The organism is Paraburkholderia phosphatilytica (assembly GCF_003443895.1).
GTDB lineage: Bacteria > Pseudomonadota > Gammaproteobacteria > Burkholderiales > Burkholderiaceae > Paraburkholderia > Paraburkholderia phosphatilytica.
The window spans coordinates 45,327-71,140 of the sequence record NZ_QQOA01000003.1 but is presented as its reverse complement, the minus strand read 5'-3'; the positions used below and the strand labels follow the sequence as shown (position 1 = coordinate 71,140).

Here is a 25,814-nt window from a genome sequence, read left to right as displayed (position 1 = left end):
TCAAACAAGCTTGGGAGCATTCATGCAGTCACCGAGGGGCGTTCGCCACGTCGATCCAGCCCGCATGCATGGGTTGCGCAACGGCGGCACCGCGGCAGTAGCAGCAGTCAGGAGCGCGACGCGATGAACCCGTGGCTTCGCAACAGCTGGCCGACGCTTGCGATCATGCTGGGCGCGTCCGTATGGGGCCTCGTCTGGTATCCGCTGCGCTATCTCGCGGCGCTCGGCGTGACCGGCACCGCAGCCAGCGCGCTGACGAGCGCGGCCGCGTGCATCTTCGTGCTGGTGGTCCGCCGCAGCACGATCGCGACGGTGCGCTGGCACTGGCTGCTGCCGCTGCTCGCGCTCGCGTCCGGCGTGACGAATCTCGGCTTCGTGTGGGGCTGCATCCACGGCGAGGTGATGCGCGTGCTACTGCTCTTCTATCTGACGCCGGCCTGGACCGCGCTTTTTGCGCACTTTATCCTGCGCGAACGCCTGACGTGGGCGGGCTCGGCGCTCGCGGCGCTGTCGCTGGCGGGCGCGATGCTGATGCTGTGGTCGCCGCAGCTGGGCTTGCCGATGCCGGCGAGCCTCGCCGAATGGGGCGGCCTCGCGGCCGGCATCGGCTTTTCGATGAGCAACGTGCTGATCGTGAAGATGAGCCGCGTGCTGCCGGACATGAAGCCGGAAATGCGCACCGCGACGATCTTCGGCGGCGCGGCGCTGTTCAGTTCGTGCGCGTCGCTGTTCGAAGCGATGCCGCGGCATCCGGTGGGCGAGCCGCTCGCGATGGCCTTGCTGCTGGTGCTCGGGCTCGGCTTCGTGCTCGCGTCGAACAACATGCTGGTGCAGTACGGGCTCGCGCGGGTGCCGGCCAACCGGGCGTCGATCGTGATGCTGTTCGAGATCGTGATCACGGCGCTGTCCGCGTGGCTGCTCGCGGGCGAAACGCCGGGGCCGCGCGAGTGGGCGGGCGGCGCGTGCATCGTCGCGGCGTCGCTGCTGTCGAGGTGGGTGCATCGCGCGCGAAACGAAGCGCCGGCGCGGCGGGACCCGCCGCCCGCGATGGTATGATTGCCACTGCCCGCCGCAGGCGCGCCGGCTGTCCGTGGTAGCGAGTGTCCGCATCGTGCTCGCGCAACACGCATCAGCCGGTCGTTCGTTTGCGGCATTGCTGTATGTGGCGTCCGTGATTCCAGCGGGCCGCGTCGCTGTCCCGCCATCCTGCGCATCGTCAGGGTGGCGTGACAAGGCGGCACGGTCCGATCCGATTTTCCCTTTTCAATCAGCGATATCGCCGTGCGTCTGACCTCGATCAAACTCGCTGGCTTCAAGTCTTTCGTCGATCCCACACACTTCCAGGTTCCGGGCCAGCTCGTCGGCGTGGTCGGTCCGAACGGCTGTGGCAAATCCAACATCATCGATGCCGTGCGCTGGGTGCTCGGCGAATCGCGCGCGTCCGAACTGCGCGGCGAATCGATGCAGGACGTGATCTTCAACGGCTCGACCGCGCGCAAGCCCGGCAGCCGCGCGAGCGTCGAACTCGTGTTCGATAACGCGGACGGCCGCGCCGCCGGCCAGTGGGGCCAGTATGCGGAGATCGCCGTCAAGCGCGTGCTGACGCGCGACGGCACGTCGAGCTACTACATCAACAACCTGCCGGCGCGCCGCCGCGACATCCAGGACATCTTCCTCGGCACCGGCCTCGGGCCGCGCGCGTACGCGATCATCGGGCAGGGCATGATCGCGCGGATCATCGAGGCGAAGCCGGAAGAGCTGCGCGTGTTCCTCGAAGAAGCCGCGGGCGTGTCGAAGTACAAGGAACGCCGCCGCGAGACCGAGAACCGGCTGCACGACACGCGCGAGAACCTGACGCGCGTGGAAGACATCGTCCGCGAGCTCGGCACGAATCTCGAGAAGCTCGAAGGGCAGGCGGTCGTCGCGACGAAATTCCGCGAACTGCAGGCCGAGGGCGAAGAGAAGCAGCGCCTGCTGTGGCTGCTGCGCAAGAACGAGGCGGGCACCGAGCAGCAGCGTCAGCAACGCGCGATCGAACAGGCGCAGATCGACCTCGAAGCGCAGACCGCGAAGCTGCGCGAAGTGGAAGCGCAACTCGAAACGCTGCGCGTCGCGCACTACTCGGCAAGCGACGCGATGCAGGGCGCGCAGGGCGCGCTCTACGAAGCGAACGCCGAAGTGAGCCGGCTCGAAGCCGAGATCAAGTTCATCGTCGAATCGCGCAACCGCGTGCAGGCGCAGATCGCGGCGCTCGTCGCGCAGCGCGAGCAGTGGCAGGCGCAGGCGCAGAAGGCGCAGAGCGATATCGAAGACGCGGAAGAGCAGCTCGCGATGGCCGATGAAAAGGCCGCGCAGGCCGAAGACGCAGCCGCCGCGAAGCACGACGCGATGCCCGCGCTCGAAGCGCGCTGGCGCGACGCGCAGACGCAGCTCAACGACGAGCGCGGCGGCATCGCGCAGACCGAGCAGGCGCTGAAGCTCGAAGCCGCGCATCAGCGCAACGCGGACCAGCAGCTGCAGCAATTGCAGCAGCGTCACGAACGTCTGAAGACCGAAGCGGGCGGGCTCGATGCGCCGGACGAGGCGCAGCTCGAAGAACTGCGCGTGCAGCTCGCCGAGCACGAGGAAGTGCTGCGCGAAGCGCAGGATCGCCTCGCGGATGCGCAGGAAACCGTGCCGCGCCTGGATGGCGAACGGCGCAGCGCGCAGGAGCGCGTGCAGGCCGAAAGCGCGCAGATCCATCAGCTCGAGGCGCGCCTCGCCGCGCTGAAGCAGCTGCAGGAAAACGTGCAGACGGAAGGCAAGATCCAGCCGTGGCTCGACCGTCACGAACTGGGTGCATTGCCGCGTCTGTGGAAGAAGCTGCATGTCGAGGCCGGCTGGGAAACGGCGCTGGAATCGGTGCTGCGTGAACGCCTCGCCGCGCTCGAAGTATCGAACCTCGACTGGGTGAAGGCGTTCGCGACCGACGCGCCGCCCGCGAAGCTCGCTTTCTACGCGCCGCCCGCGGCGGCCCAGCCGGCTGAAGCGCCGGGCGCGCTGCGCCCGTTGCTGTCGCTGGTGCGGATCGACGATGCCGGCTTGCGCGCGGTGCTGAACGACTGGCTCGGCAACGCGTTCGTCGCCGACGACCTCGCGCAGGCGCTGTCGATGCGTTCGCAGCTGCCAGCCGGCGGCGTGTTCGTCGTGAAGGCGGGGCATGTGGTAACGCGGGTCGGCGTGCAGCTGTACGCGGCCGATTCGGAACAGGCCGGCATGCTCGCCCGCCAGCAGGAAATCGAGAATTTGACGCGCCAGGTGCGCGCGCAGGCGCTGCTCGCCGAAGAGGCGAAGGCCGCCGCGGTGCGTGCGGAAGCTGCGCATACGCAGGCGTCCCAGACGCTCGCCGACGTGCGTGCGCAGGCCGAGCGCGCGACGCAGCGCGTGCACGCGCTGCAGATGGACGTGCTGAAGCTGACCCAGGCGCACGAGCGCTACACCGCGCGCAATACGCAGATTCGTGAGGAACTCGAAGAGATCACCGCGCAGATCGACGAGCAGCGCGCTTTGCGGGCGGAGTCGGAAGCGAATTTCGAGCGCCACGACGGCGAGCTCGCGGAGTTGCAGGCGCGTTTCGAAGATCACCAGCTCGCGTTCGAAGCGCTGGACGAAGAACTGACCGCCGCGCGTGGCCAGGCGCGCGATCTCGACCGCGCCGCCACCGACGCGCGCTTCGCCGCGCGCAACATGGCGAACCGCATCGACGAACTGAAGCGCAGCATCCAGGTCGCGCACGAGCAGAGCGAGCGGGTGGACGGCTCGCTGGAAGACGCCCGCGCGGAACTCGAGACCATCAACCAGCAGACCGCGCACACCGGCCTGCACGATGCGCTCGAAATCCGTGCGGTGAAGGAAGAGGCGCTGCACGCCGCGCGCCTCGAACTCGACGATCTGACCGCGAAGCTGCGCGCCGCCGACGAAACGCGGCTCACGGCCGAACGCTCGCTGCAGCCGCTGCGCGACCGCATCACCGAGCTGCAGCTGAAAGAGCAGGCCGCGCGCCTGAACGCCGAGCAGTTCATCGAGCAGCTGACGGCCGCGGGCGTCGACGAAGCCGAACTGCAGGCGAAGCTGACGTCGGACATGAAGCCGTCGTACCTGCAGGGCGAAGTGACGCGCATCAACAACGCAGTCACCGCGCTCGGGCCGGTCAACATGGCCGCGCTCGACGAGCTGAAGGCGGCGACGGAGCGCAAGACCTTCCTCGACGCGCAGTCGGCCGACCTGACGAGCGCGATCGAAACGCTCGAAGACGCGATCCGCAAGATCGACCAGGAAACCCGCACGCTGCTGCAAGGCACGTTCGACGAGGTCAACCGTCACTTCGGCGAGCTGTTCCCGCGCCTCTTCGGCGGTGGCCAGGCGAAGCTCATCATGACGGGCGACGAGATTCTCGATGCCGGCGTGCAGGTGATGGCGCAGCCGCCGGGCAAGAAGAACTCGACGATTCACCTGCTGTCGGGCGGCGAGAAGGCGCTCACCGCGACGGCACTGGTGTTCGCGATGTTCCAGCTGAATCCGGCGCCGTTCTGTCTGCTCGACGAAGTGGACGCGCCGCTCGACGACGCGAACACGGAGCGCTTCGCGAACCTCGTGCGCGCGATGTCGTCGAAGACGCAGTTCCTCTTCATCTCGCACAACAAGATCGCGATGGAGATGGCCCAGCAGCTGATCGGCGTGACGATGCAGGAGCAGGGCGTGTCGCGCATCGTCGCGGTCGACATGGAAACGGCCGCGGGATTCGCGCAGAATATCGTTTGATTCGCGCCACGTGAATCTGCGCGTCCGTGAGGCGGCCATGCGTGCCGCCGGAACGGGCTGCTGCGCCGTGGCCCAGAAAGAAGAATTGCTGATGGAGCATGCATGGACGAGTTGACGCTCGGTTTGATCGGCGCGGGTGCCGTGGTGGTCGGGGGAGTGGTGGTGTACAACGCGTGGCAGGGCGCGAAGGTGCGCCGCAGGATGCCGCGGCCGATGCCCGCCGACGCCGCTGAGACTTTCGCGCACGACCATGAGGAACAGAGCCCGTTCATCGAACCGGCCCGTCCGGTGACGCGCCGCGAGCCGTCGATCGGCGAAGCGGGTGGCGGCGATGCGGGCGCGCGGGTCGAGCCGACCTTCGGCGGCGTCGCCCCGCTCGATACGCCGGCCGACATCCAGGCCGAAACCACGATTCCGAACGGCGCGCCGGGCATGAGCGACGAGCTGCCCGCCGGCGCCGACGCGGAAAGCCGCGGTGAGGACGGTGCGGCGGACGACCGCGCGGAGCCGATCCTGCCCGCCGCGACCACGATCTCCGCGGCGCCGCCCACGGTGGTGGATCGCCGCATCGACTGCATCGTGCCGATCCGGCCGGCGTCGGTCGTACCGGCCGAGAAGGCGATTCCGCTTGCGCAGAAGCTGCGCCGCGCCGGCAGCAAGCCGGTGTATATCGAAGGCCGGCCCGAAGGCGGCGGTGCGTGGGAGCTGCTGCAAGGCGGCGAGCGCTATGAAGAGCTGCGCGCGGCGGCGCAGCTTGCCAACCGCAACGGGCCGCTCAACGAGCTCGAATTCTCGGAGTTCGTGACGGGCGTGCAGCAGTTCGCTGATGCGCTCGACGCGCTGCCCGAATTCCCCGACATGATGGAGACGGTGTCGATGGCGCGCGAACTCGACGGCTTCGCCGCGCAGTGCGACGCGCAGCTGTCGATCAACGTGCTGTCCGACGGCGCGCCGTGGTCCGCGAACTACGTGCAGGCGGTCGCGTCGCAGGACGGCCTGCTGCTGTCGCGCGACGGCACGCGCTTCGTGAAGCTCGACGGCAAGCAGAGCCCGGTCTTCATGCTGCAGTTCGGCGACACCAACTTCCTGCGCGACGACCTGACGTACAAGGGCGGCCAGATGATCACGCTGGTGCTCGACGTGCCGGTCGCGGACGAAGACATCCTGCCGTTCCGCCTGATGTGCGACTACGCGAAGTCGCTCGCGGAGCGCATCGGCGGCCGGGTGGTCGACGATCAGCGCCGCCAGTTGCCGGAAGCGGCGCTGCTCTCCATCGAGAAGCAGCTCATGACGCTGTACGCGAAGCTCGAGCAGGCCGGCATTCCGGCGGGCTCGCCGGCCACGCGGCGCTTGTTCAGCCAGTAAGGCTTCCGGGAAGCATCGACGCGCGACGCCGTAAGGCGCGCTGACAAAGGGCTGGGTTCTGTGTTCGACACAGCCCGGCCCTTGTGTTTTTCTCGCCGCCGTTGAGCGTCCGCGTACGCACACCCGCTGCTGTGCTACGGACCCATCCGCGCCGGCTTCCTGCGATAATTGGGTGACTGACCGAACCCGCCAAACCGAGACAGCATGGCCCGATCCACCGCCAAGACATCCGCCGCGCAGTCGCCGGCCGAGCGCGCCGCCTCATTGCGCGCGGAGCTCGAACGCGCGAACCACGCGTACTACGTGCTCGACCAGCCGGACCTGCCGGACGCCGAGTACGACCGGCTCTTCAAGGAGCTGGAAAGCATCGAGGCCGAACACCCCGATCTGATCACGCCGGATTCGCCCACACAGCGCGTCGGCGGTGAAGTGGCGAGCGGTTTTCAGCCGGTCGTGCACGACGCGCCGATGCTGTCGCTCAACAACGGTTTCGCCGACGAAGACATCGCCGCGTTCGACAAGCGCGTGTCCGATGCGCTGGGCCGCACGCCCGTCGACTACGCGTGCGAACTGAAATTCGACGGCCTCGCGATTTCGCTGCGCTATGTGGACGGCCAGTTCGTGCAGGCCTCCACACGCGGCGACGGCACGACGGGCGAAGACGTCACCGAAAACGTCCGCACGATCCGCTCGATTCCGCTGAAGCTGAAAGGCAAGCGCATCCCGAAGGTGCTCGACGTGCGCGGCGAAGTACTGATGTTCAAGCGCGATTTCGAGCGCCTGAATCAGCGTCAACGCGAGGCCGAGCAGCGCGAGTTCGCGAATCCGCGCAACGCGGCGGCCGGCAGCCTGCGTCAGCTCGACCCGAAGATCACGGCGAAGCGGCCGTTGTCGTTCTTCGCGTACGGGATCGGCGTGCTCGACGGCTTCGAGATGCCGGCCACGCATAGCGGGCTGCTCGACTGGTACGCGGAACTCGGCCTGCCGGTGAACGGCGAGCGCGCGGTGGTGCAGGGCGTCGACGGGCTGCTGGGCTTTTTCCGCAAGGTCGGCGAAAAGCGCGACGCGCTGCCGTATGACATCGACGGCGTGGTCTACAAGGTCGACCAGCGCGACGAGCAGGACAAGCTCGGTTTCGTGTCGCGCGCGCCGCGGTTTGCACTCGCGCACAAATTCCCCGCGCAGGAAGCGCTAACGAAGCTCGTCGCGATCGACGTGCAGGTGGGCCGCACCGGCGCGATCACGCCGGTCGCGCGCCTCGAGCCGGTGTTCGTCGGCGGCGCGACGGTCACGAATGCGACGCTGCACAACGAGGACGAAGTGCGCCGCAAGGACATCCGCATCGGCGACACGGTGATCGTGCGCCGCGCGGGCGACGTGATTCCGGAGGTGGTGGGCGCGGTGCTCGACCGGCGTCCGGACGACGCGCGCGAATTCGTGATGCCGACCCAGTGCCCGGTCTGCGGCTCGGCGATCGAGCGGCTCCCGGACGAAACGATCGCGCGTTGCAGCGGCGGTCTCGTGTGCCCCGCGCAGCGCAAGCAGGCGCTGTGGCACTTCGCGCAGCGCCGCGCGCTCGACATCGACGGGCTTGGCGAAAAGATCATCGATCAGCTGGTCGAGCAGAATCTGGTCCGCACGCCGGCGGATCTCTTCAACGTCGGATTCTCGACGCTTGCCGCGCTCGACCGCTTTGCCGACAAGTCGGCGCAGAACCTGCTCGACGCATTGCAGAAGGCGAAGACCACCACGTTGCCGCGCTTCATCTATGCGCTCGGGATCCGCCACGTTGGTGAGTCGACGGCGAAAGACCTCGCGAAGCATTTCGGTTCGCTGAATCCGATCATGGATGCGTCGGTCGAGGAACTGCTGGAAGTGAACGACGTCGGTCCGATAGTGGCGGAGGCGATCCACCAGTTCTTCGCCGAGGAACACAACCGCACGGTGATCGAGCAGCTGCGTGTGAACGTCAGCTGGCCGGAAGGACCGCCCGCGCCGAGGGCGCCGGTGGGCGTGCTGGCCGGCAAGACGATCGTGCTGACCGGCACGCTGCCGAACCTCGCGCGCGAGGAAGCGAAGGAAATGCTGGAGGCAGCGGGGGCGAAAGTAGCGGGGTCGGTCTCGAAGAAGACCGATTACGTGGTGGCGGGCGCCGACGCCGGCAGCAAACTTGCGAAAGCCGAGGAACTCGGCATTCCCGTACTCGACGAAGACGGTATGCGCACGCTCCTGGAGGGGCACACAACATGATCCGAGAAATTCTGAAGATGGGCGATCCGCGCCTGCTGCAGATCGCCGCCCCGGTCGATCATTTCGACACGCCCGATCTGCACGAGCTGATCAAGGACATGTTCGAGACGATGCACGCGGTGAACGGCGCGGGGCTTGCCGCGCCGCAGATCGGCGTCGACCTGCAACTGGTGATTTTCGGTTTCGGCCACAACGAACGTTATCCGGACGCGCCGCCGGTGCCCGAAACCGTGCTGATCAACCCGACCATCACGCCGGTGTCGCAGGATATGGAAGAGGGCTGGGAAGGGTGTCTGTCAGTGCCGGGGCTACGCGGCGTCGTGAATCGCTTCTCGATGATCCGCTACCACGGCTTCGACCAGTACGGGCATCCGATCGATCGCGTCGCGGAGGGCTTTCACGCGCGCGTCGTGCAGCACGAATGCGATCACCTGATCGGCAAGCTGTACCCGATGCGGATCACCGATTTCTCGAAATTCGGCTTCACCGAAGTGCTGTTTCCGGATCTCGATCCGACGAGTGACGATTGAGGTTTGCGGTGCCCTCCGCGTAGAGGGCGTGTTGCGATTGAAATGCCGCGAGATGAAAAATGGGGCGCCGATTTTCTTCGGCGCCCCATTTTTTGTCGAATTGCCGCTGCGTGCCTAGAACGCTTCGTCGGGTGTCAGGTAGCGCCACTCGCCCTGCGGCAGCGCGCCCAGCATCACGCGGCCCATCCGCACGCGCTTCAGGCCGATCACTTCCAGCCCGACCAGCTCGCACATGCGGCGGATCTGGCGCTTGCGGCCTTCGCGCAGCACGAAACGCAACTGCTCGCCGTTTTGCCAGCTGACCTGCGCGGGCTTCAGCGGCACGTCGTCGAGCGCGAGGCCGTGGCGCAGCTGCGCAAGACGCTCGGGCGGGAAGTGCTGGTCGATGTCCGTCGTGATGTCGCCGAACGCGACGCGCACCAGGTACTCCTTGTCGACGTCCGACGATTCGCCGATCAGCTGCTTCGCGACGCGGCCGTCCTGGGTCAGCACCAGCATCCCGGTCGAGTCGATGTCGAGCCGGCCGGCGGGCGCGAGCGCGCGCAGATGCACAGGCGCGAAGCGCAGCCCGGAGCGGTCGCCGCTCCACTGGTTGGCCGGCGTGACGAGGGTCACGGCCGGCTCGTAACCGTCCTCGGCTTGTCCCGACACGTAGCCCACCGGCTTGTGCAGCAGGATCGTCACCTGTTTCGCCTGCGCGGCCTGCGCGGCCGGATCGATCTCGATGTGCTGGTCCGGATGCACCTTGAAGCCGAGTGTGTCGATCCGCACGCCGTCGACGATCACCCAGCCTTTCTCGATCCATTCGTCCGCTTCGCGGCGCGAGCACAGGCCGAGCTCGGACATCCGCTTCGACAGACGCAGCATGCCGGGGCGGTCTTCGTGGTCGTGATCGTGTGCACGCGGCGCGCGAGGTTCGCGATCCTGCTCGCGCTTCGGCGGGCGTGACGGTTCTGCTGCGGCTTGCCGCTTGACCGGCGTCGCGCGCTTCAGCGGCGCGTCGCCGGAGGCGGTGCGGGGCGGACGGTCGTCACGTGTGCCTCGGGATTCGTACGTGCCGCGTGCACCGCGCGATTCACCTGCGCCGCCTTGGTCGGGGCGGGCAAAGCTGCGATCGCCCCGGTCGCTGCGCGTTTCAGAGCCGCCGCGTGGCGTGCGTTCGCGATCGTCGCCGCGGCGTGCGTACGCGGGCTTGTCATCGCCTCGGTACGATCCGCGTGCACCACGCGAATCACCCGCGCCGCCGTCGCGGCTGAAGCGGCGCGGCGCGGTGCTGTCGCCGTCCTGCGAACGGCCATAGCGGGGCGGGCGGCTGTCGGCGTCGCGGCCCATCGGCGGGCGCTCGGCGCGTCGGCGCTCGCTGCCGTCGCCGCGTGGGTCGAGCGTGAAGTCTTCGCGGTGGAAACGGGCGTTGCCGGTTCGCGCCGGACGTTCGCCGGCGACGGCGACGCTTCTGCGATCGCGTGGCGCGGCGCTTTCGGCACGACCGCGCGGCGCACGATCCGGCGAGCGGGCGAAGGTGCCGCGCGGTGCGTCGTCAGATGAGCGCGGAGGGCGGCTGCGCGGTGCGGAATCATCGGAGCGTGAGAAACGGCCTCGCGGCGCGCTGTCGTCGGAGCGTGAGAAGCGGCCACGCGGGGCGGAGTCGTCGGAACGTGTGAAGCGGCCGCGCGGCGCGCCATCATCGGATCGCGCCGGGCGGCTGCGGCGTGCATCGTCGCCAGCGCCCGCGCGCGCAAAGCGCTCACGTGGCGCGCCGTCGTCGGATCGTGCCGGACGACCGCGCGGCGCATCCCCTTCGGCTCCCGCTCCGCGGAAACGCGACGCGTCGCCTTCGGTTCGCGGACCGCGGGAACGCCGCGCATCGCCTTCGGTTCGCGGGCCACGGGAACGCGGCGCATCGCCTTCGGTACGCGGGCTACGGAAGCGCGGTGCATCGCCTTCGGTACGCGGGCCACGGAAGCGCGGTGCATCCCCTTCGGTACGCGGACCGCGGGAACGCGGCGCATCGCTGTCGCCGCGCCGTGGGCCTCGTTCGTCCGCACCACGGCTGCCCGGGTCGCGCGGCGTGAAGCGCTTGCCGCCTTCGCCGCCGCGCGATTCGCGCGTAAAGCCGCCGCTCGCGCCGGTGCGTTCACCGCGCGGCGCGGGCCTCGCGCTCCCTTCGCCGCCTGACCGGAATCCACCCTTGCGGGCGTCCGACGATCCGGATCCGGATCCGCGCGGTGCGTCAGCCGCCGCCGGCGGTTTCGGCGCCCGTACGGGCTTGCGTCCGGTAGCGCTGCCGGTGCGGACGGGGTCGCGCGTCGGCGTGGCCGGCCGCGGATGTTTGGCTGTCAGTTTGACTCGCATGAATGCTCACACTGCGATCGCGCGCAGCAGTTCGGTCTCGACCTGAATCTGCAGACGGTTGTCGGACAGGCCGTAACCGTCCAGCAGGAACACGTCTTCGACACGTTCGCCGAGCGTATTGATCCGCGCCGCATGGACGCCGACCCGGTGCTCGGCCAGCACGCGCGCGATCGAATAAAGAAGGCCCGGCCGGTCGTTCGCCGACACGGACAGGATGTAGTACTGACCACGTTCGTCGGCCCGCAGGTCGACGCGCGGCGTGATCGGAAACGTGCGCGACAGCCGCGACAGACGCCCCTTCGACGGCTCCGGCAGATACTTGCCCGGATCGCGCAGCCGTTGCCCGAGGTCCTGCTCGACGAGATTCACGATGTCGCGATAATGTACGTCTTCCTCGGTATGCGCGACGAGAAAGTTGTCGAGCGCGTAGCCGTGCTTCGTCGTGCTGACCCGCGCATCGAGCACCGACAGCCCGCTGCGGTCGAAGTACGCGCAGATCGCCGCGAACAGGTCGGGGCGGTCCTTCACGTAGACGAGCACCTGCAGCGCCTCGCCAATCGGCGACGGCCGCGCGCGCACGATCGGCGTTTCGGTGTGCACGAAACGATGCAGCACGCGTGTCTGCCACGCGATATCGGCGGCGTCGTGGCGCAGGAAGTAGCCGACGTCGAGCTGGTCCCACAGCGCGCGATGCGCGTCGTCGGGTACCGTTTCGAGCCGCAGCAGCGCGAGTGCTTCCTCGCGCCGCGTCTTGAGTTCCGAATGCGCGTCCGGCCGCGCGCCGCCGAGCACGGCGAGCGTCGCGCGGTAGAGGTCCTCGAGCAGCTTGCCCTTCCAGTTGTTCCACACCTTCGGGCTGGTGCCGCGGATATCGGCGACGGTCAGCAGATAGAGCGCCGTCAGCCGCCGCTCGTTGCCGACCAGCTCCGCGAAGCGCTTGATCACTTCAGGGTCGCTCGTGTCCTGCTTCTGCGCGACCTGACTCATCGTCAGATGCTGCTGCACCAGCCACACGACGAGCGCGCTGTCGTCCGCCGCAATGCCGTGTTCGCGGCAGAAGCGGCGTGCGTCGGCCATGCCGAGCTGCGAGTGATCGCCGCCGCGGCCCTTCGCGATGTCGTGGAAGAGCGCCGCCACGTACAGCACCCACGGCCGCTCGAAGTTCGCCATCAGCTGGCTGCAGAACGGGTATTCGTGCGCGTGTTCGGCGAGCGCGAAACGCCGCAGGTTGCGCAGCACCATCAGGATGTGCTGGTCGACCGTGTACACGTGATACAGGTCGTGCTGCATCTGCCCGACGATACGGCGGAAGTTGAGCAGATAGCGGCCCAGCACGCTCGTCTGGTTCATCAGGCGCATCGCATGCGTGATGCCCGCGGGCTGCTTCAGGATCGCCATGAAAAGCCGGCGGTTTTCAGGGTCGCGCCGCCAGCTGGTGTCCATCCGTTCGCGCGCGTTGTAGAGCGCGCGCAGCGTGCGCGCCGACAGCCCCTTGATGCCGGGCGTCTCTTCGTACAGCAGGAACGCTTCGAGGATCGCGTTCGGCTCGCGTTCGAACACGTCGTCGCTCGCGATTTCGAGCATGCCCTGCTTCTCGACGAAGCGATCGGACAGCACGCGCGTGATGCCGCTCGTGTTCGGGAAGAGCTGCGCTTCGATGTTCTGGATCAGGATCGTCGCGAGCTGCGTGACGGCTTTGGCCGCCCAGTAGTAGCGGCGCATCAGCTGCTCGCTCGCGCGCTTCGCCGTGGTGGCGGTGTAGCCGAAGCTTTCCGCGACCGGATTCTGCAGGTCGAACACGAGGATGTCCTGGCGGCGGCCGGAGATCACGTGCAGCCGCGCACGCAGCGTCTTCAGGAACGCCTCGTTGCGGCGCAGTTCGCGCGCCTCGCGGTTCGTGATCAGGCCGCCTGCCTCGAGCTCGCGCCAGCTGCCGCCCAGTTCAGCCGCCTGCGTGATCCACAGGATCAGCTGCAGATCGCGCAGCCCGCCGGGGCTTTCCTTCACGTTCGGCTCGAGGCTGTACGGCGTGTCCTGGAAGCGCGCGTGCCGCTGGCGCATCTCGAGCACCTTCGCGGTGAAGAACGCGCGCGGATCGAGTGCGGCGCGATAGCGCTCCGCGAAGCCGGCGAACAGGGGCGCGCTGCCGGTGATGCGGCGCGCTTCGAGCAGCGACGTGCGCACGGTCACGTCGTTGGCGGCTTCTTCGAGACACTGGGTCACGGTCCGCACGCTGCTGCCGATGTCGAGGCCGAGGTCCCACGCGAGGCCGATGAAGCGCTCGATGCGCGCTTCGAGCTCCGCGTCGGGCTCCGCGGGCATCAGCACGAGGATGTCGACGTCCGAATGCGGCGCGAGCTCGCCGCGCCCGAAGCCGCCGACGGCGACCAGCGCGAGCGAGCCCGACAGCTCGCAGCTGGCCCAGGCCTGCGCGAGCGTGCGGTCGGTCAGACGCGCGAGCGCGCGCATCAAGGTATCGACGTTGGTCGCGGTGCGGAAGCGCTCGAGCAGCTGCGCTTTGGCCTGCTTGTAGTCCGCCTTCAGGGACAGCGGTTCGGTCGGGGCAACGGCGGGAGCGCTCATGGGCACGCGGCTAAAGGGTGACGGTGAAGGTTCGGGCTACGAACGGCGAGCGGTGAAGCGTGTTGGTCGAAGCGTGCTGGTCGATCACGGTGTGCTGATTTCGGGTTCGATCCGGTGCGGCGGCGCGGTGCGGGCCGAACCAGGCGCGGGACGCTCTCGCGTGATCGCGCGTGTTCTCTTTGCCTGCTTTGCTGCTGCCGCGCACCTCCGTCGGGCGTCGACGCGACTCGCGTCCGCGACGCGGCAGCGAGTCTTCCCGGCGGTTGACGCTCGCAGGGCCGCTTACGCGACCGCGGCGACGATCGCTGGTTTGGCCGGCGTGCCCGCGGACACGGTCAGCACTTCGTAGCCGGTTTCCGAGACGAGCACGGTGTGTTCCCACTGCGCCGACAGGCTGCGGTCGCGCGTTTTCACGGTCCACTGGTCGGGCATCGTGCGGATGTCGCGGCGGCCGGCGTTGATCATCGGTTCGACCGTGAAGATCATGCCGGTCTGCAGTTCGATGCCGGTGCCCGGACGGCCATAGTGCAGGATCTGCGGCTCGTCGTGGAACACCGTGCCGATGCCGTGGCCGCAGTACTCGCGCACGACGCTGTAGCCCTGCGCTTCGGCATGCCGCTGGATCGCATGGCCGATGTCGCCGAGATGCGCGCCGGGGCGCACCTGGTCGATGCCGAGCCACATGCATTCGTAGGTGGTCTGCACGAGGCGCTTCGCGAGAATCGAGCCTTCGCCGACGATGAACATGCGGCTCGTGTCGCCGAAAAAGCCGTTCTTGATGACGGTGATGTCGATGTTGAGCGCATCGCCGTTCTTGAGCGTCTTGTCGCCGGGGATGCCGTGGCAGATCACGTCGTTGACCGAAATGCAGGTGGCCTTCGGGTACGGCGGGTAGCCGGGCGGCTGGTAGTTCAGCGGCGCCGGGACCGTGCCCTGCACGTTCAGCATGTACTCGTGGCACAGGCGGTCCAGCTCGCCCGTCGTGATGCCGGCGACGACGTGCGGCGTGATGAAGTCGAGCACTTCGCTGCCGAGCCGGCAGGCGACGCGCATCTGCGCAATCTCGTCCTCGTTTCTGAGCGTAATAGCCATATACCTTCTAACCCATTAATTTTAAAAGGATCTGCGACTTTCGCTTGCGACGAAACCGCCTCTTCCCCGACCCGCGTGCCCGCGTATCGCGCAAGGCGGCGCGCGGTTCGACCGCGGTTGACCGCCGTTCGACAATACCGCCGCGGCCCAAATGAAAAAGGCCACGGTCTGCACCGTGACCTCTTGCCGCCGCGTTGATCCGGCTGTAGCAATATTGTAGCGCCTTAGGAGAACAGGCGGGAGCAGTGGGGAAGATGGATCGCGCGTCGCCCGCTCACCACCGAGCGGACATTCTTGCTTTGCGCTGACCGGGCATTCTCACGTTGGGCTAACAGGGCCGTCCGGGCGGGTTGAGCCATGCAATACACGCATGCTATAATCGCTGGCTAAGTCGCTCATGGTTTTCCCTGATGCTCCTGTCGAAACAAGGCGGAAGCACGGCGGAACGGCCAAAGCGGCTTGGCAAGTGGCTGTTACCGGTCGGCGCCTTTTTCGGGCGCAGGCAGGTAGCGGCAAATTCGCAGGCCGGCGCACCCTGGGTGTCCGCGATCGCATTAACCGCAAAAGCGGTGCGCATCGCGGATGCGGCAGCCGGCCTAAGACCCAACCCTGGCGGAGAATTTCATGGCAGTCACCATGCGTCAAATGCTGGAAGCCGGTGTCCACTTCGGTCACCAGACGCGCTTCTGGAACCCGAAGATGGCCCCGTTCATTTTCGGTCATCGCAACAAGATTCACATCATCAACCTCGAAAAGACGCTGCCGATGTACAACGACGCGCTGAAGTACGTGCGTCAACTGGCAGCGAATCGCGGCACGATCCTGTTCGTCGGCACGAAGCGTCAGTCGCGCGACACGATCGCGCAGGAAGCAGCACGCGCGGGCATGCCGTTCGTCAACGCGCGCTGGCTCGGCGGCATGCTGACCAACTTCAAGACGCTGAAGGTGTCGATCAAGCGCCTGAAGGACATGGAAGCGGCGGTCGAAGCGGGCGAGCTCGAAAAGATGAGCAAGAAGGAAGCGCTCCTGTTCGAACGCGAAATCGCCAAGCTGCAGAAGTCGATCGGCGGCGTGAAGGACATGCCGGGCATTCCTGACGCGATCTTCGTCGTCGACGTCGGCTACCACAAGATTGCCGTCACCGAAGCGAACAAGCTCGGCGTGCCGGTCATCGCCGTGGTCGACACGAACCACTCGCCGGAAGGCATCGACTACGTGATCCCGGGCAACGACGACGCCAGCAAGGCTGTCGCGCTGTACGCGGAAGGCGTGGCCGACGCGATCCTCGAAGGCCGTGCGAACGCGGTCAACGAAGTCGTGCAGGCTGCTCGCGGCGATGAAGGCGACGAGTTCGTCGAGGTCAGCCCGGAGGCGTAAATCTGCCCCGTGACCGGCCAAAAAGGGGGCTTGCTACAGGCCCCCTTTTTTTAAGCCGCGCCGTTTGTAATCAGGCGGTCGGCAGCACGCGCAAAAATGCGCGTAGCGCGGAAACGAATGGCTGCCGCCGGCATCGAACAGCGGGCGGCGTGTGACAGACAGACTCAAGGAGCGAATGATGGCGGCAATTACCGCAAGCATGGTGGCAGAACTGCGCGCGAAGACCGACGCGCCGATGATGGAGTGCAAGAAGGCGCTGACGGAAGCCGACGGCGACATGGCGCGCGCCGAAGAGCTGCTGCGCGTCAAGCTCGGCAACAAGGCGAGCAAGGCGGCGGCGCGCGTGACGGCCGAAGGCGTGGTCGCATCGTTCATCGGCGGCGGCGCGGGTGCGCTCGTCGAGCTCAACTGCGAAACCGACTTCGTTTCGAAAAACGACGACTTCCTCGCGTTCTGTAACAAGGTCGCCGAACTGATCGCGACGCAGAACCCGGCCGACGTGGCCGCGCTGTCGGCGCTGCCGTTCGACGGCTCGACGGTCGACGCCGTCCGCTCGGCGCTGATCGGCAAGATCGGCGAGAACATGACGATCCGCCGTTTCGTGCGCTTCGAAACGTCGAACAAGCTGGCTGCGTACCTGCACGGCACGCGCATCGGCGTGCTGGTCGAGTACACCGGCGCGGACGAGCAGGTCGGCAAGGACGTCGCGATGCACATCGCCGCGATGAAGCCGGTCTCGCTGTCGTCGGACGACGTGCCGGCGGATCTGATCGCGAAGGAACGCAGCATCGCCGAGCAGAAGGCCGCTGAGTCGGGCAAGCCGGCTGAAATCGTCGCGAAGATGGTCGACGGTTCGGTGCAGAAGTACCTGAAGGAAGTGTCGCTGCTGAACCAGCCGTTCGTGAAGAACGACAAGCAGACGATCGAACAGATGCTGAAGGCAGCCGGCGCATCGGTGCAGAAGTTCACGCTGTTCGTGGTCGGCGAAGGCATCGAGAAGCGTCAGGACGACTTCGCTGCCGAAGTGGCCGCGCAGGTCGCAGCTGCTGCAAAGCAGCAATAAGGCCGTTCGCCGCGCCACGATTGTTCGCGGGTCTTTCAAAGGCCCGCTTTAAGGAACCATTAAGCGCGCGGCAGGTAGCATCGCAGTACCCGCGACGGGTCAACCAGCCCGCCGCGGTCGGCAGCGCCAGCAACGAAAGCCGCGGGCAGATCCCTATCGGCCGACCGTTCCGGCAGGCGCCCGCCAGGACCGCACGCCGGTCCGCAAGCCGTCTCCCAGGCGGCTTGCAGGCCTCCGGCAGCCTTGCGGCAGGCCCTGAGCGGACACGCCGGGAGGTCAATTTGGCGGCGCTTGCCCGAATCAGCATTTCACCCCTACAGTCTCAAGTTGCCGTCTCTCTCTCAGCGCGATCTGGATACCTCCATGCCCACTGCATACAAACGTGTTCTGCTCAAACTCTCCGGTGAAGCTCTGATGGGCGACGATGCTTTCGGCATCAATCGCGCGACAATCGAAAGAATGGTGGCAGACGTGGCCGAGGTGGTTCGCCTTGGCACGCAACTCGCGGTGGTGATCGGTGGCGGTAACATCTTCCGCGGCGTCGCGGGCGGCGCGGCGGGCATGGATCGCGCCACGGCCGACTACATGGGGATGCTCGCCACGATGATGAACGCGCTCGCGCTGCAGGACGCGATGCGTCACGCCGGGATCGAGGCGCGCGTGCAGTCGGCGCTGCGCATGGACCAGGTCGTCGAGCCGTACATCCGTCCGCGGGCGATCCGCCAGCTGGAAGAGGGCAAGGTGGTCGTGTTCGCGGCCGGTACCGGCAACCCGTTCTTCACGACCGATACGGCGGCCGCGCTGCGCGGCTCGGAGATCGGCGCGGAAGTGGTGCTGAAGGCGACCAAGGTGGACGGCGTATACTCCGCCGATCCGAAAAAAGATCCGACGGCGACGCGCTATACGACGATCAGCTTCGACGAGGCGATCGGCCGCAATCTGCAGGTGATGGACGCGACGGCGTTTGCGCTGTGCCGCGACCAGAAGCTGCCGATCCGCGTGTTTTCGATCGTCAAGCCGGGCGCGCTGAAGCGCATCGTTCAGGGCGAGGACGAGGGCACGCTCGTCCACGTGTAAACTCTCACGTCACACGTGGGCCGGGTCGCCGCCTGAATGCGACGGCGGGCCCGCAACTGTTTTTGAAGGTTCGGAGGTTTCAATGACTGCCGCTGATATCAAAAAAGGCGCCGAGCAGAAGATGCAACGCTCGCTCGACGCATTCAAGAACGATCTGTCGAAGATCCGCACCGGTCGCGCGCACACGGGGCTGCTCGACCACATTCAGGTCGACTACTACGGCTCGCCCGTGCCGATTTCGCAGGTGGCCAACCTGACGCTCGTCGACGCCCGCACGATCGGCGTGCAGCCGTGGGAAAAGAAGATGGTGCCGGTCGTCGAGAAGGCGATTCGCGAATCGGACCTGGGTCTGAATCCGGCCACCGCCGGCGACCTGATCCGCGTGCCGATGCCCGCGCTCACCGAAGAGCGTCGCCGCGAGCTGACGAAGGTCGTCAAGAGCGAAGGCGAAACGGCCAAGGTGGCCGTGCGCAATCTGCGTCGCGACGCCAATGAACAGCTGAAGAAGCTCGTCAAGGACAAGGAAATTTCGGAAGACGACGAGCGTCGTTCCGGCGACGAGATCCAGAAGCTGACCGACCGTTTCGTCGGCGAGATCGACAAGCTCGTCCAGACCAAGGAAGGCGAGATCATGACGGTGTGACGCCGGCGCGGGCCCGGCCCGCGTCCGCCTCGCCGCTCAGGTTTTTTCTTCACCCGCAGTTACAGTATCAACGGCCATGACCTATACCAGCTCCACCGTGCGCGTACCCGATGTCGCGGCAGTTCCGCGCCACATCGCGATCATCATGGACGGCAACGGCCGCTGGGCGACGCAACGCCGGCTGCCGCGCGTCGCGGGTCACACGCGCGGCGTCGACGCGGTGCGTGCCGCGGTCGAAGCCTGCGCGCGGCGCGGCGTGGAATATCTGACACTGTTCGCGTTCAGCTCGGAAAACTGGCGCCGCCCGAACGAGGAAGTGTCGTTCCTGATGCGCCTCTTCGTCACCGCGCTGGAGCGCGAGATCGGCAAGCTGCACGCGAACGGCATCCGTCTGCGCGTGGTCGGCGATCTGACCAAATTCGACGCGAAGATCCAGGACCTGATTCGCCGCGCGGAAACCAAGACCGCGCGCAACACCCGTCTCACGCTGACGATCGCCGCGAACTACGGCGGTCGTTGGGACATCATGCAGGCCACCCGCAAGCTCGCCGAGCAGTCGGCGCTCGCGGGCAAGCCCGTCGACGTGACCGAGGAGTCGTTCGAGCAGCATCTGGCGATGGCCTATGCGCCCGAACCGGACCTCTTCATCCGCACGGGCGGCGAGCAGCGCGTCAGCAATTTCCTGCTGTGGCAGCTCGCGTACACCGAGTTCTACTTCACCGACACCTACTGGCCGGACTTCGACGCGGACGCCCTCGGCCATGCGATCGATTCCTACACGGAACGCGAACGCCGTTTCGGCCGCACCAGCGCGCAGCTCGAGCCTCAGTCGCAGAACGTCGACCCGCTTCCATGCTGAAGACCCGCGTCATCACGGCGCTCGTCCTGCTGGCCATCTTCCTGCCGGTTACCCTGTTTGCCCCGATCGGCGCGTTTGGCGCGCTGATCGGCGTCGTCGTCGTGTTCGCGGCGTGGGAGTGGGCACGTCTGCTGAAGCTTGGCGGCGCCGGCGCGATCGTCTACGCGGCCATCGCAGGCGCAATTCTGGTCGCGACTGCGCGGCTCGGCGGCGTCGTGAAGCCGCTGTTCGAGGCCGCCGCGATCTTCTGGATCTGCGCCGGCCCGTTCGTGCTGCTGCGCCGCCCGACGCTCGCCGCCGGTCCGTGGCGGCCGTTCCTGCTTGCCGCCGGCATCGTGCTCATGCTCGCAAGCTGGCACGCGCTCGTCGCGGCGCGCGCGGTTGGCGTGCCGTTCGTGCTGTCGCTGCTGCTGGTGGTCTGGCTGGCCGATATAGGCGCATACTTTGCCGGGAAGGCGTTCGGCCGGCACAAGCTCGCCCCCGCGATCAGTCCGGGCAAGACCTGGGAGGGCGCGCTCGGCGGCTGGATCGCCGTGCTGGTGGTCTCGACGGTTGCCGTCCTCGCGCACGCCTTCGAACCGACCCTGTATTCCGCGCTGTTCGGCCGCGGGGCCGCCGCGGCGCTCGGCGCGCTGACCGTGCTGGTGGCCTTCAGCATCGTCGGCGATCTGTTCGAGTCGACGATGAAACGCCAGGCCGGCGTGAAAGATTCCAGCGGTCTGCTGCCGGGACACGGCGGCGTCCTCGACCGCATCGACGCACTGCTGCCGGTGCTGCCGCTCGCGATGCTCGCGTTGTCGCTCTTCGGCTAGAGAAAGAGACATGCAAAAACGACTTACCCTGCTCGGTTCCACGGGCTCGATCGGAGACAGCACGCTCGACGTCGTCGCGCGTCATCCCGACCGTTTCTCCGTCTACGCGCTGACCGCGCATCGCAACGGCGACAAGCTCGTCGAACAATGCCTGCGCTTCTCGCCGGAAGTGGCCGTGGTCGGCGATGCGGAGACCGCGCGCGTGGTTCAGCAGAAGCTGCGCGACGCGGGCAGCCGCATCGAGGTCACGTACGGTCCCGACGCACTCGTCGAGGTCGCGAAGAGCGGCGGCTGCGATACGGTCGTGGCCGCGATCGTCGGCGCGGCGGGTCTTGCGCCGAGTCTCGCCGCCGCGCGCTCGGGCAAGCGCATCCTGCTCGCGAACAAGGAAGCGCTCGTGATGTCCGGCGCGATCTTCATGGACGCGGTGCGCGACCATGGCGCGATCCTGCTGCCGGTGGACAGCGAGCACAACGCGATCTTCCAGTGCCTGCCGCGCGAAGCGGCACTGCACGGCGGCGTGTCGAAGATCATCCTCACCGCGTCGGGCGGCCCGTTCCGCACCCGCGAGCCGTCCACGCTCACCGACGTGACACCGGACGAAGCCTGCAAGCACCCGAACTGGTCGATGGGCCGCAAGATCTCGGTCGATTCGGCCACGATGATGAACAAGGGCCTCGAAGTGATCGAGGCGCACTGGCTGTTCGATCTGCCCGGCGAGCGCATCGAAGTGTTGATCCATCCGCAGAGCGTGATCCATTCGATGGTGTCGTACGCGGACGGATCGGTGCTCGCGCAACTGGGCAATCCCGACATGCGTACACCGATCGCGCACGCGCTGGCGTTTCCGGAGCGGGTCGACTCGGGCGTCGCGCCGCTGGACCTCGCGCAGGTCGCGTCGCTGTCGTTCGAAAAGCCGGACTACGCGCGCTTCCCGTGTCTCGCGCTCGCACTGAAAGCGCTGGCCGAGGGCGGCGTCGCGAGCGCGGCGCTGAACGCCGCGAACGAAGTGGCCGTCGAGGCGTTCCTCGCGCGCCGGATCGGTTTCATGGCGATCGCGGACACGGTCGATGCCGTGCTGAACGCACTGCCGAACCGCCGCGCCGCGAGTCTCGACGATGTGATTGAAGCCGACGCGGCGGCGCGCCGCGCGGCCACCGCGTTCATCGACCGGCTGCCGGCCGTGTTTCAGCGCGCGGCGCGCACCGAATACACGGAACGCGCCATTCAGTAGCGAGGCGCTCATGGACCTGCTGACCGAACTGCTTGCCTTCGCGGTCGCCATCGGCGTCCTTGTCGTCGTTCACGAGTACGGGCATTACAGCGTCGCGCGGCTGTGCGGCGTCAAGGTCCTGCGCTTTTCGATCGGCTTCGGCAAGCCGCTCTTCCAGCGCGTGAGCCGCAAGACCGGCACCGAGTGGACGATCGCCGCGCTGCCGCTCGGCGGCTACGTGAAGATGCTCGACGAACGCGATCCCGACGCGGTGATCGCGCCGGAAGATCTGCCGTATGCGTTCACGCGCAAATCGGTCGCGCAGCGCTTCGCGATTGTGGCGGCCGGTCCGATCGCGAACTTCCTGCTGGCCATCCTGCTGTTCGCCATCGTCTACGCGAGCGGCGTCAGTGAACCGGTCGCCACCGTCGCGGCGCCTGCGTCGAATACTGTAGCGTCGCGCGCGGGCTTCGACGGCGGCGAGACGATCGTCGGGATCCGCTATCGTGACGGCGGCGATGGCGAGACCCACGCGGTGCGCTCGTGGTCCGACCTGCGCTGGAAACTGCTCGGCGCGACCTTCGATCATCGTCACGTGGTGCTCGTCGCGCGCGAAGGCACGCGTGGCCCATTCGATTTCCCGCTGGATCTGTCGAGCGTTTCCGATCGCCAGGTCGACGACGACTTCATGTCGCATCTCGGCTTCGAGCCCGGTGGTGGCACGCTGTCGGTGGCGTCGGTGGAGCCGGGCAGCGCGGCGCAGCGCGCGGGACTCGTGCCCGGCGACAAGCTGCGCAGCATCGACGGCAAACCTGTCGACAGCGCAACCAGTTTCATCGCGACGATCAAGTCGCACGCCGGGCAGCCGGTCCTGCTGCAGATCGAACGCGGCTACGCGCGCGCGCTGCAGAATGTGACGGTCACGCCGGTGCTGCAGCGTGACGATGCGACGGGCGCGTCGGTCGGCCGGATCGGTGCCGCGCTCGCGGATCAGGTGCCGATGGTGGAGGTGCGCTACGGCCCGTTCGAGAGCATCCAGCTCGGCGCGCAACGCACATGGGACATTGCGCTGTACTCGCTCAGGATGTTCGGCCGCATGCTGGTCGGCGAGGCGTCGCTGAAGAACCTGTCCGGACCGGTAACCATTGCGGACTACGCGGGCAAAAGCGCGCGGCTCGGTCCGTCAGCATTCCTCTCGTTTCTAGGTCTCGTCAGCATCAGTCTTGGCGTGCTGAATCTATTACCGATTCCGGTATTGGACGGGGGGCATCTGTTATATTATTTGGTTGAGGCCGTAACCGGCAAAGCCGTTTCGGATCGGTGGCAACTCGTGCTGCAAAGAGCAGGACTCGCGTGCATCGTCGCGTTGTCGGCGATCGCGTTGTTTAACGATCTGGCTCGTTTGATTCACTTTTGAAAGGGCCTGGCGGTGTCTCGACGCACGAACGCCAGACCCGATGCAGCTAAAATCTTTGGGGAAGCACTTGGTAGAAGCTCATCGCCTGGTTCCTAAATCGGTTGCAGCCACGGCGTTCGCCGCACAAGGGCTGGTCGCCGAGGCGACGACTCCTTTCGTGGTTCAGGACATCCGCATCGAGGGACTGCAGCGCATCGAGCCGGGCACCGTGTTCGCGTACCTGCCCATCAAGCGCGGCAACACGTTCACGGACGACAAAGCGTCCGAAGCGATCCGCGCGCTGTACGCCACCGGCTTCTTCAATGATGTGAAGATCGTGGTCGAAGGCAACGTGGTAGGCGTTCAGGTCGTCGAGCGCGCGGCCATCGGCGGCATCGAGTTCTCCGGCATCTACGAGTTCGAGAAAGACGCATTGACGAAGGCGCTGCGCAGCATCGGCCTTTCGCAGGGCCGCTACTACGACCGCGCGCTCGTCGACCGTGCCGGGCAGGAACTGAAGCGCCAGTACCTGACGCGCGGCTACTACGCCGCTGAAGTCACCACCACCGTCACGCCGATCGACCGCAACCGCATGTCGATCCTGTTCGCGGTCGACGAAGGTCCGAGCGCGAAGACCCGCCAGATCAACTTCATCGGCAACCAGGCATTCAGCTCGGGCACGCTGCTCGACGAAATGCAGCTGTCCACGCCGAACTGGTTCTCGTGGTACACGAAGAACGACCTGTACCCGAAAGACAAGCTCACGGGCGACCTGGAAAACGTGCGCTCGTACTACCTGAATCACGGCTACCTCGAATTCAGCATCGAGTCGACCCAGGTGCAGGTGTCGCCGGACAAGAAGGACATGTATCTGGCCATCACGGTACATGAAGGCCAACCTTACACGATTTCGGGCGCGAGGCTCGCGGGCAATCTGCTCGATCGCGAAGCGGAGCTGAACAAGCTCGTCGACATCAAGCCGGGCGATCGATTCTCCGCCGACAGGCTGCAGGCCACCACCAAGGCGCTCGTCGGCAAGCTCGGCGAGTACGGCTATGCGTTCGCCACGGTGAACGCGGTGCCGCAGCTCGATCAGGAACGTCACAAGGTTGATCTTACGCTGCAGGTCGATCCGAGCCGCCGCGTGTACGTGCGCCGCATCAACGTGGTCGGCAATACGCGCACGCGCGACGAAGTCGTGCGCCGCGAACTGCGCCAGCTCGAAAGCTCGTGGTTCGATTCGAACCGCCTTGCGCTGTCGAAAGACCGCATCAACCGTCTCGGCTACTTCACCGATGTCGACGTGACCACGGTGCCCGTCGAAGGCACGCCCGACCAGGTCGACATCGACGTGAAGGTCGCGGAAAAGCCGACCGGCGCGATCACGCCCGGCGCGGGCTTCTCGTCGACGGACAAGGTGGTGCTGTCGGCCGGCGTGTCGCAGGACAACGTGTTCGGCACCGGCACGAGCCTCGCGGTCAACGTGAACACCGCGAAGACCTATCGCACGCTGACGGTCACGCAGGTCGATCCGTACTTCACGGTGGATGGCATCAAGCGCATCACCGATCTGTACTACCGCACCTACCAGCCGCTGTACTATTCGAGCGATTCCAGCTTCCGGATCGTCACGATGGGCGGTGACCTGAAGTTCGGCATCCCGTTCTCGGAAGTCGACACGGTCTACTTCGGCGCGGGCTTCGAGCAGGACACGCTCGACGTCGACCAGTCGACGCCGCAAAGCTACAAGGACTACGTCAACGATTTCGGCCGCGTGTCGAACAACGTGCCCGTCACGATCGGCTGGTCGCGCGACGCCCGCGACAGCGCGCTCGTGCCGAGCCGCGGCTACTTCACGCAGGCGAATGCCGAGGTTGGTACGCCGGCGGGCAGCACCGAGTACTACAAGGCGGATGTGCAGGCGCAGTACTATTACTCGTTTGCGCGTGGCTTCGTGCTGGGCCTGAATGTGCAGGGCGGCTACGGCAATGGCTTCGGCGGCAAGCCGTTCCCGATCTTCAAGAACTACTACGCCGGCGGTATCGGCTCGGTGCGGGGCTGCGAGCCGAGTTCGCTGGGTCCGCGCGACACGTCGACAAACGACCCGATCGGCGGTTCGAAGATGGTGGTCGGCAACATCGAGCTGACGTTCCCGCTGCCGGGCACCGGCTACGATCGCACGCTGCGCGTGTTTACGTTCCTCGACGGCGGCAACGTCTGGGGCACGGAAGGCAGCAGCACCGGTGCGAACGGGCTGCGTTACGGCTACGGTCTCGGCCTCGCGTGGATCTCGCCGATCGGTCCGCTGAAGCTGAGCCTCGGCTTCCCGCTCGTCAAGCATGCTGGCGACCAGTACCAGAAGTTCCAGTTCCAGATCGGGACGGCGTTCTGATCGGCTTCAA

At 66.7% G+C, this 25,814-nt stretch carries 16 protein-coding genes and 1 pseudogene; 14 read left to right on the top strand and 3 right to left on the bottom strand.

Annotation, left to right across the window (positions count from 1 at the left end):
• Positions 1–123 precede the first annotated feature (123 nt).
• From DVS29_RS03875 to def, 5 genes are all read left to right on the top strand, one after another.
• Positions 124–1,056, top strand: coding sequence for a DMT family transporter (locus tag DVS29_RS03875; RefSeq protein WP_118179134.1), 933 nt, complete (start codon positions 124–126; stop codon positions 1,054–1,056).
• 225 nt (positions 1,057–1,281) lie between these two features.
• Positions 1,282–4,800 (top strand): chromosome segregation protein SMC, encoded by a 3,519-nt coding sequence (smc, locus tag DVS29_RS03870; protein WP_118179133.1) that lies wholly within the window; start codon positions 1,282–1,284, stop codon positions 4,798–4,800.
• Positions 4,801–4,902: 102 nt separating this feature from the next.
• Entirely contained in the window at positions 4,903–6,165 is a 1,263-nt protein-coding gene (locus DVS29_RS03865; RefSeq protein WP_118179132.1) for a cell division protein ZipA C-terminal FtsZ-binding domain-containing protein, read from the top strand.
• A 204-nt stretch (positions 6,166–6,369) separates the two neighbouring features.
• Positions 6,370–8,415, top strand: a complete 2,046-nt coding sequence (ligA, locus tag DVS29_RS03860; protein WP_118179131.1) for an NAD-dependent DNA ligase LigA — start codon at positions 6,370–6,372, stop codon at positions 8,413–8,415.
• On the top strand, positions 8,412–8,945 hold the full coding sequence (def, locus tag DVS29_RS03855) for a peptide deformylase (protein WP_118179130.1): 534 nt from the start codon (positions 8,412–8,414) through the stop codon (positions 8,943–8,945). The genes ligA and def overlap by 4 nt, the downstream gene beginning before the upstream one ends.
• Before the next feature lie 114 nt (positions 8,946–9,059).
• On the opposite strand, the pseudogene DVS29_RS38415 reads toward def, so the two are convergent.
• From DVS29_RS38415 to map, 3 genes and pseudogenes are all read right to left on the bottom strand, one after another.
• A pseudogene (locus DVS29_RS38415) lies at positions 9,060–10,304 on the bottom strand (pseudouridine synthase); the annotation flags it as partial.
• A 999-nt stretch (positions 10,305–11,303) separates the two neighbouring features.
• Positions 11,304–13,880 carry a [protein-PII] uridylyltransferase gene (locus tag DVS29_RS03845; protein ID WP_118179128.1) on the bottom strand — a complete coding sequence of 859 codons (2,577 nt, stop codon included), beginning with the start codon at positions 13,878–13,880 and terminating at the stop codon, positions 11,304–11,306.
• A 282-nt stretch (positions 13,881–14,162) separates the two neighbouring features.
• Entirely contained in the window at positions 14,163–14,972 is an 810-nt protein-coding gene (map, locus tag DVS29_RS03840; RefSeq protein ID WP_118179127.1) for a type I methionyl aminopeptidase, read from the bottom strand.
• A gap of 624 nt (positions 14,973–15,596) precedes the next feature.
• Between map and rpsB the strand changes: the two genes are divergently transcribed.
• From rpsB to bamA, 9 genes are all read left to right on the top strand, one after another.
• On the top strand, positions 15,597–16,349 hold the full coding sequence (gene rpsB / locus DVS29_RS03835; RefSeq protein WP_118179126.1) for a 30S ribosomal protein S2: 753 nt from the start codon (positions 15,597–15,599) through the stop codon (positions 16,347–16,349).
• A gap of 178 nt (positions 16,350–16,527) precedes the next feature.
• Positions 16,528–17,412: a translation elongation factor Ts gene (tsf, locus tag DVS29_RS03830; protein WP_118179125.1), complete on the top strand. Its 885-nt coding sequence runs from the start codon at positions 16,528–16,530 to the stop codon at positions 17,410–17,412.
• Positions 17,413–17,775: 363 nt separating this feature from the next.
• Complete coding sequence (pyrH, locus tag DVS29_RS03825) at positions 17,776–18,489, top strand: UMP kinase (RefSeq protein WP_118179124.1); 714 nt, start codon at positions 17,776–17,778, stop codon at positions 18,487–18,489.
• 82 nt (positions 18,490–18,571) lie between these two features.
• Positions 18,572–19,132 (top strand): ribosome recycling factor, encoded by a 561-nt coding sequence (gene frr / locus DVS29_RS03820; protein ID WP_118179123.1) that lies wholly within the window; start codon positions 18,572–18,574, stop codon positions 19,130–19,132.
• 76 nt (positions 19,133–19,208) lie between these two features.
• The gene (gene uppS / locus DVS29_RS03815) at positions 19,209–19,991 is read left to right on the top strand and encodes a polyprenyl diphosphate synthase (protein WP_118179122.1); all 783 of its coding nucleotides are present in this window, start codon (positions 19,209–19,211) and stop codon (positions 19,989–19,991) included.
• A complete protein-coding gene (locus DVS29_RS03810; protein WP_118179121.1) occupies positions 19,985–20,803 on the top strand; it encodes a phosphatidate cytidylyltransferase in 819 nt (272 codons plus the stop codon). Before uppS ends, DVS29_RS03810 begins: the two co-directional genes overlap by 7 nt.
• Positions 20,804–20,813: 10 nt before the next feature.
• Positions 20,814–22,037 (top strand): 1-deoxy-D-xylulose-5-phosphate reductoisomerase, encoded by a 1,224-nt coding sequence (locus DVS29_RS03805; protein ID WP_118179120.1) that lies wholly within the window; start codon positions 20,814–20,816, stop codon positions 22,035–22,037.
• A 10-nt stretch (positions 22,038–22,047) separates the two neighbouring features.
• Entirely contained in the window at positions 22,048–23,433 is a 1,386-nt protein-coding gene (gene rseP / locus DVS29_RS03800; protein ID WP_118179119.1) for an RIP metalloprotease RseP, read from the top strand.
• A 40-nt stretch (positions 23,434–23,473) separates the two neighbouring features.
• On the top strand, positions 23,474–25,804 hold the full coding sequence (gene bamA, locus DVS29_RS03795; RefSeq protein ID WP_118179118.1) for an outer membrane protein assembly factor BamA: 2,331 nt from the start codon (positions 23,474–23,476) through the stop codon (positions 25,802–25,804).
• Positions 25,805–25,814: the final 10 nt, after the last annotated feature.

Coding starts and splice junctions, on each gene's coding strand:
- rpsB (WP_118179126.1), top strand. CDS start 15,597: ATGGCAGTCACCATGCGTCAAATGCTGGAAGCCGGTGTCCACTTCGGT.
- DVS29_RS03875 (WP_118179134.1), top strand. CDS start 124: ATGAACCCGTGGCTTCGCAACAGCTGGCCGACGCTTGCGATCATGCTG.
- ligA (WP_118179131.1), top strand. CDS start 6,370: ATGGCCCGATCCACCGCCAAGACATCCGCCGCGCAGTCGCCGGCCGAG.
- DVS29_RS03805 (WP_118179120.1), top strand. CDS start 20,814: ATGCAAAAACGACTTACCCTGCTCGGTTCCACGGGCTCGATCGGAGAC.
- bamA (WP_118179118.1), top strand. CDS start 23,474: ATGCAGCTAAAATCTTTGGGGAAGCACTTGGTAGAAGCTCATCGCCTG.
- def (WP_118179130.1), top strand. CDS start 8,412: ATGATCCGAGAAATTCTGAAGATGGGCGATCCGCGCCTGCTGCAGATC.
- DVS29_RS03845 (WP_118179128.1), bottom strand. CDS start 13,880: ATGAGCGCTCCCGCCGTTGCCCCGACCGAACCGCTGTCCCTGAAGGCG.
- tsf (WP_118179125.1), top strand. CDS start 16,528: ATGGCGGCAATTACCGCAAGCATGGTGGCAGAACTGCGCGCGAAGACC.
- pyrH (WP_118179124.1), top strand. CDS start 17,776: ATGCCCACTGCATACAAACGTGTTCTGCTCAAACTCTCCGGTGAAGCT.
- DVS29_RS03865 (WP_118179132.1), top strand. CDS start 4,903: ATGGACGAGTTGACGCTCGGTTTGATCGGCGCGGGTGCCGTGGTGGTC.
- uppS (WP_118179122.1), top strand. CDS start 19,209: ATGACCTATACCAGCTCCACCGTGCGCGTACCCGATGTCGCGGCAGTT.
- DVS29_RS03810 (WP_118179121.1), top strand. CDS start 19,985: ATGCTGAAGACCCGCGTCATCACGGCGCTCGTCCTGCTGGCCATCTTC.
- map (WP_118179127.1), bottom strand. CDS start 14,972: ATGGCTATTACGCTCAGAAACGAGGACGAGATTGCGCAGATGCGCGTC.
- rseP (WP_118179119.1), top strand. CDS start 22,048: ATGGACCTGCTGACCGAACTGCTTGCCTTCGCGGTCGCCATCGGCGTC.
- frr (WP_118179123.1), top strand. CDS start 18,572: ATGACTGCCGCTGATATCAAAAAAGGCGCCGAGCAGAAGATGCAACGC.